The sequence below is a fragment of the Nocardia sp. NPDC057353 genome, assembly GCF_042667085.1.
Classification (GTDB): Bacteria; Actinomycetota; Actinomycetes; order Mycobacteriales; family Mycobacteriaceae; genus Nocardia.
The window spans coordinates 1-11,548 of record NZ_JBHVAK010000035.1 but is presented as its reverse complement, the minus strand read 5'-3'; the positions used below and the strand labels follow the sequence as shown (position 1 = coordinate 11,548).

The window sequence follows — 11,548 nt, the reverse complement described above, 5'->3', positions numbered from 1 at the left end:
GAGCAAGCCCGCGGGCAGCAGCGGCGGTTCCGGTTCGCAGGGGTCCGGTTCGGGGACGCCCGCGACGCCGCGGATTCCCACGATGGACGAGATCAAGGACGCCTTCGGCGGTTCGGGCTCGCAGGGTTCGGGCGGCGGCATTCCCGCGGCAGGCATGCCGGGCGGCTCCGGTTCCGGCAGCACCACCCCGAAGATGCCCGGCGGCTTCCCCGGTACCGGGAAACCGGCCACCATGGCAGACGTGCTCAGCGAGCTCACCGGGGTTCCTGCCAAGGACCTGCCGAAGGCGCTGCAGGACATGAAGATCGACACCCCGCCCGGCCAGGCCGAGCCCACCCTCGCCGACGCGCTGTCCCAGCTCACCGGCATTCCGGTGGACCAGATGCCGGACAAGCTCAAGAACATGCCGCTCTCCGAGGCGTTCGGCCCCAACTCGCCGCTCGGCCTCGGCGGCAAGGACTCGCCGCTGTCGCAGCTGCTCGGCGGCGACAAGCCCGGCGGCGGTGGCCTCGGCGAGGCCATCGGCAAGCTCTTCGACGCGGTCGGCCAGGGTCTCCAGGCCTTCGCGCAGCTCGGCGGCAACCTGCCGGGCATGGAAGAGCTGCAGTCGCTGCTCGACCCGGCCAAGATCGAGGACCACATCGACGGCATGCTGGGCGGCGAGGGCAAGCTCGACGAGCTGAAGAGCGCGCTCGGTCTCGGCGGCGGCGGTGGCGGAGGCGTCGGTGGCGGCGGCGGTGGCGCCGGGATCCCCTCCTACGAGCAGCCGCTGCCCTCCTACGCCGAGGCCCGCGCCATGGATGCCTTCCCGCGGGCGTCCCTCGACCCGGGCGCCATGACGACCGCCGGGTCCACCGGGCAGAACGGCATGCCGCCGGGGTCGCCGATGATGGGCGGCGGCCACCCCGGCGGCGGCGCGGGCAGTCAGGGCGGTGCGGGGAATGAGCACAAACCCGCCAGGTTCCTGCAGTCGAGGGCCAATCTCGACGAGGTGTTCGACGCGGTGCCCGACCGGGTGCGGCCGGTGATCGAGCCGTGAGCAGACGGTGGAACTTCACCGACCTGGAATTCGTGGTGCTGTGTACCCGATATCGCGGCGGTGAGCTGCCCAACCCGTTCACCTTCACCAGCCGTATCGAATACGAGAACCCGTTCGAGGCCGAGGTGGGCCGGATCATGCGCGCTTTCGGGTCCCGATTCGACCCGGATCTGGAGGACCTGGCGGACACCATCTCGAAGCCGGACGTCATGGTGGTGCTCCAGGCCTGGGACGACCGGGACTTCGAGAACCCGAAGGAGCGGAGCAGGGTGCTCGGCATCCGGCGCCGGGCGCGGGGGTTCCTGATTACCCAGCGCCCCGGTGAAACGCTGTACCACAGCGACGGTTTCGATGTCGAAGAGTGCAGTCCGCACGCCCTCGCCGACGCCGTTGTGGCCCACATGGCGGTCCTCGAGGCCGGGCGGGAGCCCCCGGTGCCGCTGCCCGCCACCGCGCCGCCGGACACCGGGGACGACGACCTCTTCGGGTCGATGGTCTCCGACAACGAGGACCCGGATCTCAGCGACGCCTTCCGCGCCGCGGCCTTCTTCGGCACCGAGGCGAGCCGCTCCGGGCTGCTCCAGGTGCTGCAGGGCAGGTCCAAGTTCGGCCCCCGTGGTCGGACCGAGAGCGTGCTGCTGTGGTGGGACATGCCCGCGGACGGCCGGTACGTGATGCACGTGAGCGATGCGCCGGTCGCCGTCGGCATGGGCAGCGATGCGCTCGTGTCGTGGGTGAACGAGCAGGTCGGCGATGTCATGGAGCGGCTGGACCGGCACCGCGAGGACGAGGAGTGACCGGGGCCGCGTGGCGGCTCACCGATCTGCAGTTCCAGGTGCTCTGCGACGAGTTCCGGCGCGGCAGCCTGCCCGCGCCGTTCTCGTTCGTCAGCCGGATCGCCTCGGCCCGCGTGTACGACGCCGAGTGCGCGCGGCTGCGCGGGCTGATCCGGGCCAGCACCGACGCCGCCTTCCTGACGATGACCGCCACGCTGCGGCGCCCCGACGTGTTCGTCGTCGCGCGCTCCTGGCAGGACTTCGCCTACGCGGACTCGACCAGGCACATCCGGCTGCACGGCATCCTGAAGGGCGACGACGCCTACCTCATGTCGCAGCTCCCCGGCGAGACCGTCGAGCACAGCGGCGGTTTCGATATCGTCCGGCACGACCGGGCCGACCTGGTGGCCGCGGTCTTCGCGCGCTTCCCGGCGATCGGCGCGGGTGCGGGCGAGCCGATCCCCGCCGCCTACCACGACCGGTCGCCGTTCCTGGAGGGGCCCGCCGTTGCCTCCGGCTTCATCAAGGTGCTCTCCGGCGCGCGCGACGCGGACGGCACCCGCCGCGAGGTCGGGTACATGTGGCGCGACCTCCCCGGCGACGGCCGCTACACCCTTCCCCTGCACCGGCCCGAGCCCGCCGCGCGGCCGATGGGCTCGACCGAACTCGCCGCCTGGGCCGAGGAACAGATCGCGGCGGTGTACGCCCGGCTCTAGGCTGATCCCCGATCCGGCTACCGATCGGGAGGACGACATGGCGACCGCACTGGTCAAGGGGCAGAACGGGGCGCTCCCCGCGGGGCCGGTTACGGTCGAGATCCGCTCGGCCGCGGCGGCCGATATCGCCGCGCTGCTGGTGACCGAGACCGGGAAGGTCCGCTCGGACGCCGACTTCGTCTTCTTCAACCAACCGCAGGCGCCCGGGGTTTCGCTGCGCGACGGCGCGCTGACCGTCGACCCGGCGCAGCTGCCCGCGGAGATCGCGCAGGTGCGGGTGGTGCTCACCCTGGACGACCCGGCGGGCCGGTTCGGCGAGCACCCGGCCCCGGTGGCGAGCGCGACCGGCTACGAGTACGTGGTCGACGGGCTGAGCAGCGAGTCGGTGGTGATCGCGCTGGAGCTGTACCGGCGCGGCGCGGAATGGAAGGTGCGGGCGGTCGGCCAGGGGTACGCGGGCGGCTTCGCCGACCTGGTCACCGACCACGGCGTCGCGGTGGACGACGGGGCGCCCGCCGAGCCCGCCCAGCCCGTGGCGCCCGCCGCGCCGGTGGTGCGCTCGGTCCCGGGGGAGGCGAAGCTCTCGCTGGAAAAGCGGCAGAAGCTCGACCTGCGCAAACGCGAGGTCGCCGCCGTGCTGCACAGCAGGCAGGCGGGCGATGTCAGGGCCCGGGTGGTGCTGGTGATCGACAAGACCGGCAGCATGGCCAAGCAGTACCACCGCAAGGTCGTGCACCGGGTGGTCGAGCGGATGGTGCCGATCGCCATCCAGCTGGACGACGACGGCGCCATCGAGCCCTACCTCTACGCGCTGAAATTCGCCGCGCTCCCGGCGATCGGAGTCGCGGACGTCGAGCGGTGGTGCACGACCTACCTGCACATCAACGGCGTGCACGACGGCATCGACTACGGCGCGCTCGGCGCCCGCAACGAGGAGCTGCCGATCATCGGCGAGATCATCTCCACCCTGCGCGCGGACGGCCCGCCCACCCTGGTGCTCTTCTTCACCGACGGCGGCTTCGCGAAGAAGCGCGAGATCGCCGAGCTCATGCGCACCGCGGCGCGGCTGCCCGCGTTCTGGCAGTTCGTCGGGCTCGGCACGGCGAACTACGGGCTGCTGCGCTCGCTGGACGAGATGGACGGCCGGGTCGTCGACAATGCCGGGTTCTTCGCGCTGGACGATATCGACCGGGTGGACGACGCCGAGCTGTACGCGCGGCTGCTCGGCGAGTTCCCGGACTGGCTGCGCGCCGCGCGCGCGGCGGGCATCGTGCGCTGAACCGCCCGGCTCAGCCGATGACGGCGTTCATGATGGTGCCCGCGCTGGTGGCGACGACGCCACCGATCATGGCGCCCGCCACCATCTTCGGCGACTCCAGCCCGCCGCCGGTCCACTTCTCCCAGGCGAACTTGCCGCCCGCGAAGATGATCGCGACGATGCCCGCGAGCAGGACGAACCAGGTGAAGTAGCGGACGAGCTGCAGGAACTTGTCGGAGATCGGCGGCGCTTCCGGGCTGGGGTTACCGATCTGCGCCAGCGTGTCGTACAGCGCCAGCGTGTCGAGGGCGGAGGCCATGATCATGGTCTGCTCACTCCGGATCGTGGGTCAGGGCGGGGACACTTCTGTGGAATCGTATCCGGTCGCCGGGGTCGATGTGCCACGTCCGGCTCGAGACGGCGCGCGTCGTGGCCGTTCGGTGCCGCTGCCCGCGGCGGGCAGCGGCGGGGCTGGGGCAGCGCTGGGGCGCCCGGGGCAGCGCTGCGGCCCGCGGCGCTGAGCGGCGGCGGGGCGGGCCGGAGCCGTATCCTCGACGGGTAGCGAATTGTCCGTGGGCAGAACGTGTCCTGGAGAGGGGAGTGCAGCCGTGAGCATCATCCTGGCGTCGGTGGGGGACGCCGTCGCGACGTTGGCGCAGGTGGGGAACCCGACGCCGGAGGCGCCGCCGCTCTCCGACAAGATCATGCAGTTCGTCCGGTACATCACCTGGTTCGCGCTGCTCTCCGGCATCATCGCGATCATCTACGCCGGTGGCCGCTTCGCCTGGGAGAAGTGGAGCGGCAGCGGGCTGCAGTCGCCGAAGCAGATCGCGGGCGCCATGATCGGCGGCGTGGTCGCCACCAGCGCGGGCACCATCATGAACGCGGTGCTCAGTATCTGAGCGCCCGTCAGATCCGGGCACCCTTGGCCCGGTTGCAGGCCCGGCACAGGATCTGCAGGTTGGCGGCGCTGGTCGCGCCGCCCCTGCTGATCGGGATGATGTGGTCGAACTCCAGGTAGTGGCCCTCGCCGCACTCCACGCAGCGGCCGCCGTCGCGCTGCCACACCGCGGCCTTCACCTCCTGCGGCACGCTGCGCGAATCGCGCTGCCCCGGGCTCAGCACCAGCCGCTTCGCCACCCGCAGCGCGCCCTCCAGCACCGCGGCCACGTACTCCGGGTCGGCGACGGTGAAGGTGGCGCCGCCGCGCGCCGAGGTCGCCGCGACCACCACGTCGCCGCCCTCCGCCCGCACCGAGACCACCCGCGCCCACGGCAGCTCGGTGCCGATGCCGTGCCCGGTGAAGCGCAGCTTCTTGTTGCTCGCGATCAGCCTGCCCTCGGTGCGGCGCGGGCCGCGGGCCAGCATCCGCAGGTGCACGGCGGGCAGGTCCAGGTGCACCGCCTCCTCGGGGTCGAGGTGCAGCCCGGGCGCGCGGACCAGCGGCAGCTCGCCGCCGCGCAGCCCGCTCAGGGTGTGGCCGCGCCGCATCCGGCGGCGCAGGTCGTCGATCAGCGGGCCGCCGAGCCGGAGCTCGGTGACGGCGTGCTCGAAGGAGGCGAGTTCCTCGTCGTTCACCTCGCCGTCGGCGAAGGCGAAGGTCACCAGCCGCTCCACGTGCGCGATCCCGTTCTCGCGCAGCAGTTCGCGCCCCCGGTGCTCCTCGATCCGCTGGTAGCGCAGCGCGGCGAGCAGCTCGACCCACTCGGCGCCGTCCAGCCCCGCGGTGGCCAGCACCCGGCGGGCCCGCGCCTGCCACTGCGCGAGGTACTCCGCGACCCGCTGCTCGCAGCTCCGGCACGGGGCGACCCCGCCGAGCATCCGGCGGCGCAGCTCGGCGCCGCAGCGCGGGCAGCGCCGGGAGCCCGCGGGCACGTGCACGGCGGTCTCGGCGGTCCAGCCGGTGCCGTCCCACCAGCGCAGCCGGGTGCGGTCGTCCGGGTCGGGGTGCCAGTCCGCGCGCTCCGGTGCGGGCGGCGGTGGCGGCGGCAGCGCCCGGTGCGGGCGGGTGAGCTCGGGGCCGCGGCGATCGGATTCGGCGACGGCGACGCCGAATTCGGTGACCAGCCCGGCCAGCCCGCTCGCCCAGCCCTGCCCGACCGCGCGGAACCGCCAGCCGCCGTCGCGCCGGTAGAACTCGCCGAACATCAGCGCCCGCACCGGCTCCGCGCCGGTGACGGCGAACCGGGCGACCGGGCCGCTCGCGTCCAGCACCTCCAGCACCAGCCCGGACATCTCGGCGAAGGTGCCGTCGTCCAGCGCGCCGCCGATCACGATGCGCCGCACCGCCGCCTCGGTGCGCGGCAGCGAGACGCTGAGCCGCGCGGTGTGCGGCTCCGGCTGCTGATCCAGCGTGACGGCCTGGGAGAGGTGCCGCGGTGCGTTGAAGAACACCAGATCCCGATCCGTGCGGACCACGTCGCGCTCGTCGAGCAACAGCGCCAGCCCGTCCATCGCGTGCTCGGAGCGCCACGAAATCACCACGGCCAGCAGCGAAGCCGGGACCTCCGTGTGCGCGCCCCTGCTCAGCTCCGGTGTGGTGGATCGTTCCATGGTGAAGGGAACTATGCCACGGGGCACCGACACCTCCGGCACGGCGGGAACGGGCACGGAGGGTTCGGCCGTGCCGTCCGGCCCGAGCCGGAGTACGGTGGCTGCGGATTCGCCGAGCATCAGGAGATCAGCATCGTGGCCAGCCCTGCCCTGTCGCCCGCGCCCCCGACCCGGGCAGACCGGTGCACCGGGGTGGTGAGCTGGTTCGACGCCGCCAAGGGGTTCGGCTTCCTCACCGCCGACGACGACCCGGCGCCGGTCTTCGTGGAGTACACCGGCATCGAGGGCCCCGGCTACCGCACGCTGCACGCCGGGCAGCCGGTGAGCTTCGTCCGCACTGCCGGGCCGCGCGGTCCGGAAGCGGGCGCGGTCCGCGCAGCGGAGTAGCCGGGTTACGCGGGTGACAGCGCGCAGGCGCCGGGAAGTACGCGGAGTAGTGGCCCGCCCGCGCTGGACGCGTGCGAGGGCACGGAGTAGCCGAGACCAGTGCGCGAAGGCCGCGGATCAGCCGCGGACCGGCGCCGGGGCCAGGGCGCGATAGGCAGCCGCTGCCTTGAGCACCATCTCCAGGTACTCCGCCTCCGGGTCGGAGCCGAGCACGATGGCGCCGCCCGCCCCGATCCGCCACCCGCCCGCGCTCCGCACCGCGGTGCGGATGACGATGTTCAGGTCCGCGGTGCCGGAGACGTCCAGGTACCCGATGGTGCCGGAGTAGACGCCGCGCGCCTCGGTCTCCAACTCGTCGATGATCTCCATGGTGCGCAACTTCGGCGCACCGGTCATCGAGCCACCGGGGAAGCAGGCGCGCAGCACCTCCACCGGCCCGGCGTCCGGCCGCAGCGTGCCGCGCACCGTGGAGACCAGCTGGTGCAGCGTCGAGTACGACTCCACCGCCATGAGCTCGGGGACGTGCACGCTGCCGATCTCGCAGACCCGCCCCAGGTCGTTGCGGAGCAGGTCGACGATCATCAGGTTCTCGGCCCTGGTCTTGGGGTCGCCCGCCAGCTCCCGGCGCAGCAGGTCGTCCTCGGCCTCGGTCGCGCCGCGCGGCGCGGTTCCCTTGATCGGCTTGCTCTCCACCGTGCCGGTCCGGTCGATGCGCAGGAACCGCTCCGGCGAGGAGCAGGCGACCTCGAGCTCGCCGAAGCGCAGGTAGGCGGCGTACGGCGCCGGGTTGCAGCGACGGAGGGTGCGGTAGAGCGCCAACCCGTCGCGCTCGTCCGGCACCCGCGCCGCGTCGGTGAGGCAGATCTCGTAGGACTCGCCCGCGTGCAACCGCTGCAGGCACACCGCGATGTCGGCGAGGTAGCGCTCGCGGCCGCGGCCGAGCAGCGGGGCGATGGCGGCGGGGTCGGCGGGGATGCTGAGCGGGGCCGGGTTGCTCCAGGTCGGCAGCGCGCGCAGCGCCGCCTCGGTGTCGGCGAGCCAGGCCGCGGTGGATTCCGACTCCAGCGCCAGCAGGTGGGTGCGCGCGGCGACGTGGTCGACCACCACCATGCGGTCGGCGAAGACCCACTGCGCGTCCGGCGTCTCGGCGGTGTGCGCCGCGCGCCCGCCGCACTCCGCCTTCATCTCGTAGCCGAGGTAACCGACGTAACCGCAGGCGAAGTCGAACGGCAGCGGCGGCCGCTGCATGTCGGAGCGCCTGCGCAGCTCGCTCGCCAGGTACTCCAGTACGCTGCCCGGCACGTGCCGCACCCCCGCCGCGGACTCCACCCGCACCGCGCCCGCCCCCACCCGGTACCGCACCACCTCGGCCAGCGGGCCGCTCGCGTCGCCGAGGAAGGAGAAGCGGTCCAGGCCGGGCTCGACGTGCTCGCTGTCCAGCCAGAAGGCGGTGCGGGAGTCGGCGTACAGCCGCAGGAAGATCGCCTCGGTGTCGATGGCGCGCGGGATCGCGATGTGCCGCAGCGTGTATCGCGGCCACCGCGGTGCCCCGACCCGATCTCCGCCCGGCACGGTGCCCCGCCCCGGCTCGCGTCGGACGGCGGCACCGCCGGTCGGCCCCGGCTGCGCCGAGCCGCCGTTCTCCGCTCGGTTCACCGGTGGCGCGAATCGGCCGCGCACACCGGGCAGCGCCGCGGTCTCCCCGGGCCGCCCGCGCGGCGCGGCGCGGGTGCCGTCCGCGCGCACCGCACCGCCCCCACCGGCGGAAATCCCCACTTTCCTGGTAAGTTCCGCGAAGTTCCGCAGCAGCACCGCACCGAACTCGCTCGCCACCGACTCCGGATGGAACTGCACCCCCCACTGCGGCCGATCCAGCCGCCGCACCCCCATGACCACCCCGTCCGCGCTGCGCGCCGTCACCGCGAGCGAATCCGGCAGCGGCTCCCGCGCCGCCAGCGAGTGGTACCGCACCGCGGTGAACTCCGCGGGCAGCCCGGCGAACAGCCCGTCCCCGTCGTGCACAACCCGATCCGGGTACCCGTGCCGGGGCAGCGGCGCCGCCCCGACCACCCCGCCCGCCGCCACCACGATCCCCTGGTGTCCCAGGCACACCCCGAGCAACGGCAGCGCCGCCTCCCGGATCACGGCCGCCGAGATCCCGACGTCCCGCGCGACGTCCGGCCGCCCCGGCCCCGGCGAGATCACGATGTTGTCGAAGCGCTCCAGCTCCAGCTCGGCGAGATCGGTGACGGCGTCGTTGCGCACCACGACCGGCGGCACGCCGTTCACCTCGCCGAGCACCTGGTACAGGTTGTAGGTGAACGAGTCGTAGTTGTCGATCATGAGCGTGCGCATCGTGCCCAGAACCCTACGCCGAGCAGCGGCGGAGCAACTGGTGCCGGACGCCTTCAGTTGCACCCCCCGGCTAGGGCAGAATGTCGGCATGTCTGTGACGCAACCGACCGACGTGAAACGGGATGTGGTCGACTTCGCGGCCGTCGGAAGCTGGATGGAGGAGCAGGGGCTGCCCGGCGGCCCGTTCGAGGAGGTGGTCGCGCTCGGCGGCGGCACCCAGAACATCATGCTCAGGTTCCGCCGCGGCGGCCGCGAGTACGTGCTGCGCCGCGGGCCGGAGCACCTGCGGGCCAAGTCCAACGAGGTGATCCGCCGCGAGGCCAGGCTGCTCGGCGCGCTGAACGGCACCGACGTGCGCGCCCCGCGGGTGATCGTCGCCAACCCCGACGAATCGCTGATCGGCGCCGTCTTCTACCTCATGGAGCCGATCACCGGCTTCAACCCGCAGACCGAGCTCCCCGAACCGCACGCGAGCGACCCCGAGCTGCGCCGCGGCATGGGGCTCTCCGCGGTCGAGGCCATCGCCCGGCTCGGCGCGCTCGACTACCGCGAGCTGGGGCTGGCGGACTACGGCCGCCCGGACGGCTTCCTGGAGCGACAGGTGCCGCGCTGGCTCGGCGAGCTGGAGTCGTACGCGCAGAACGAGGGGTACCCCGGGCCCCAGATCCCCGGCGTCGAGGCGGTCGGCGACTGGCTGGACCGCAACCGCCCCGCCGAGTGGACGCCGGGCATCCTGCACGGCGACTGCCACCTGGCCAACATCATGTTCTCCTACGACGGCCCCGAGGTCGCCGCGCTGGTCGACTGGGAGATGTCCACCATCGGCGACCCGCTGCTCGACCTCGGCTGGCAGCTGGCCACCAGACCGGAGCCGGGCACCACCGGCGCCGCGCTGGTCGGGCTGCTCGGCGCCGCGGGCGGGCTGCCCACGCCCGCGGAGATGGTCGAGCACTACGGCCGCTTCTCCAGCCGCGACCTGCGCGCCGTCGACTGGTACACCGTGCTCGCCTGCTTCAAGCTCGGCATCGTGCTGGAGGGGACGCACGCCCGCGCCTTCGCGGGCAAGGCGCCGAAGCAGGTCGGCGACTTCCTGCACGCCATCACCCTCGAGCTCTTCCAGCGGGCGCAGCGGCTGATGTAGTTCTGCAACGTGTTCATGCGGTCCGCTGATCTTCGGCAGGCTAATTTCGCGTCAGCACTAGAACGTGTTTCAATCTTCTCGTAGTGTAAGGGCTGTCACAGTCAGCCATGCGCATGCGAGAGGTCGACGCGAAATGAAGACGAAGGGCGCGATCCTGTGGGGGATCGACGAGCCGTGGTCGGTGGAGGAGATCGAGGTCGGTGACCCGGTCGCAGGCGAGGTCCAGATCCAGCTGGAGACCGCCGGGATGTGCCACTCCGACCACCACATCGTGACCGGCGCGACGCCGATGCCGTCCTTCCCGGTGATGGGCGGCCACGAGGGCGCGGGCGTGATCACCAAGGTCGGCCCGAACGTCCCGGGCGACCTGGCCGTCGGCGACCACGTGGTGCTGTCGTTCATCCCCGCGTGTGGCCGCTGTCCGGCCTGCGTGAGCGGCAATATGGCGCTCTGCGACCTCGGCATGGGGTTGCTGATGGGCCAGGCGATCAGCGACGGCACCTACCGCATCCAGGCGCGCGGGCAGAACGTCATCCCCATGTGCCTGCTCGGCACCTTCTCGCCGTACATGACGGTGCACCACACCTCGGTGGTGAAGATCGACCCCACCGTCCCGTTCGAGGTCGCCTGCCTGGTCGGCTGCGGCGTCCCGACCGGCTTCGGCTCCTCCACGCACGTGGCGAACGTGATGCCGGGCGAGACCGTGGTGATCGCGGGCATCGGCGGCGTCGGCATGAGCGCGCTGCAGGGCGCGGTGCTCTCCGGTGCCTCCAAGGTGGTGGCGATCGACCCGAACCCGTGGAAGCGCGAGCAGGCGCAGAAGTTCGGCGCCACGCACGCCTTCGCCAGCATGGCCGAGGCGATCGTCCCGCTCATGGAGGCCACCGAGGGCCGGATGGCGGAGAAGGTCGTGCTCACCATGGGGGAGATGCACGGCGACTACATCGAGGAGGGGCTCACCCTCACCAGCAAGGCGGGCACCGTCGTGGTCACCTCGATGGGCCGGATGGACGCCTTCGACGTCAAGCTGAACAGCTTCCTGCTCTCCATGCTGCAGAAGACCGTCAAGGGCTGCATCTTCGGCGGCGGCAACGCCCGCCAGGACATCCCGGCGCTGCTCCGGCTGTACAAGTCCGGCCAGCTCAACCTGGACGACATGGTGACCCGCAGCTACCGGCTGGAGGACATCAACCAGGGCTACCAGGACATGCTCGACGGCAAGAACATCCGCGGCATCATCAAGTACTCGGACGCCGATCGCTGATGCACGCCGCTCCGGCCCCCGACACCGCGCGGTGTCGGGGGCCGGTCGCTTCACTAGGC

At 72.4% G+C, this 11,548-nt stretch carries 10 protein-coding genes and 1 pseudogene; 8 read left to right on the top strand and 3 right to left on the bottom strand.

Annotation, left to right across the window (positions count from 1 at the left end; genetic code table 11):
* The 4 genes and pseudogenes from ACFUUZ_RS19245 to ACFUUZ_RS19230 all read left to right on the top strand — a co-directional run.
* Positions 1-1,039: pseudogene (locus ACFUUZ_RS19245) on the top strand (hypothetical protein); the annotation flags it as partial.
* A complete protein-coding gene (locus ACFUUZ_RS19240) occupies positions 1,036-1,836 on the top strand; it encodes an ESX secretion-associated protein EspG (RefSeq protein ID WP_378697966.1) in 801 nt (266 codons plus the stop codon). The pseudogene ACFUUZ_RS19245 and the gene ACFUUZ_RS19240, both read left to right, overlap by 4 nt.
* The gene (locus ACFUUZ_RS19235; RefSeq protein ID WP_378697964.1) at positions 1,833-2,531 is read left to right on the top strand and encodes an ESX secretion-associated protein EspG; all 699 of its coding nucleotides are present in this window, start codon (positions 1,833-1,835) and stop codon (positions 2,529-2,531) included. The genes ACFUUZ_RS19240 and ACFUUZ_RS19235 overlap by 4 nt, the downstream gene beginning before the upstream one ends.
* A gap of 37 nt (positions 2,532-2,568) precedes the next feature.
* Positions 2,569-3,810 (top strand): VWA domain-containing protein, encoded by a 1,242-nt coding sequence (locus tag ACFUUZ_RS19230; protein ID WP_378697963.1) that lies wholly within the window; start codon positions 2,569-2,571, stop codon positions 3,808-3,810.
* A gap of 10 nt (positions 3,811-3,820) precedes the next feature.
* Here the strand turns inward: ACFUUZ_RS19230 and ACFUUZ_RS19225 are convergent, their stop codons facing one another.
* Positions 3,821-4,114, bottom strand: a complete 294-nt coding sequence (locus ACFUUZ_RS19225; protein WP_378697961.1) for a hypothetical protein — start codon at positions 4,112-4,114, stop codon at positions 3,821-3,823.
* Positions 4,115-4,397: 283 nt separating this feature from the next.
* Here ACFUUZ_RS19225 and ACFUUZ_RS19220 point away from each other — a divergent pair, with 283 nt between their 5' ends.
* Positions 4,398-4,691: a hypothetical protein gene (locus tag ACFUUZ_RS19220; protein ID WP_378697959.1), complete on the top strand. Its 294-nt coding sequence runs from the start codon at positions 4,398-4,400 to the stop codon at positions 4,689-4,691.
* 7 nt (positions 4,692-4,698) lie between these two features.
* Here ACFUUZ_RS19220 and ACFUUZ_RS19215 read toward each other — a convergent pair whose 3' ends face one another.
* Entirely contained in the window at positions 4,699-6,342 is a 1,644-nt protein-coding gene (locus ACFUUZ_RS19215) for a TerD family protein (RefSeq protein ID WP_378697957.1), read from the bottom strand.
* A 150-nt stretch (positions 6,343-6,492) separates the two neighbouring features.
* Here ACFUUZ_RS19215 and ACFUUZ_RS19210 point away from each other — a divergent pair, with 150 nt between their 5' ends.
* Positions 6,493-6,729, top strand: coding sequence for a cold-shock protein (locus tag ACFUUZ_RS19210; RefSeq protein ID WP_378698013.1), 237 nt, complete (start codon positions 6,493-6,495; stop codon positions 6,727-6,729).
* A 117-nt stretch (positions 6,730-6,846) separates the two neighbouring features.
* Here ACFUUZ_RS19210 and pabB read toward each other — a convergent pair whose 3' ends face one another.
* Positions 6,847-9,084: an aminodeoxychorismate synthase component I gene (gene pabB, locus ACFUUZ_RS19205; protein ID WP_378697955.1), complete on the bottom strand. Its 2,238-nt coding sequence runs from the start codon at positions 9,082-9,084 to the stop codon at positions 6,847-6,849.
* A 94-nt stretch (positions 9,085-9,178) separates the two neighbouring features.
* On the opposite strand from pabB, the gene ACFUUZ_RS19200 reads away from it, so the two are divergent.
* Positions 9,179-10,225, top strand: a complete 1,047-nt coding sequence (locus ACFUUZ_RS19200) for a phosphotransferase family protein (protein WP_378698011.1) — start codon at positions 9,179-9,181, stop codon at positions 10,223-10,225.
* 133 nt (positions 10,226-10,358) lie between these two features.
* The gene (locus ACFUUZ_RS19195; RefSeq protein ID WP_378697954.1) at positions 10,359-11,489 is read left to right on the top strand and encodes an NDMA-dependent alcohol dehydrogenase; all 1,131 of its coding nucleotides are present in this window, start codon (positions 10,359-10,361) and stop codon (positions 11,487-11,489) included.
* Positions 11,490-11,548 lie beyond the last annotated feature (59 nt).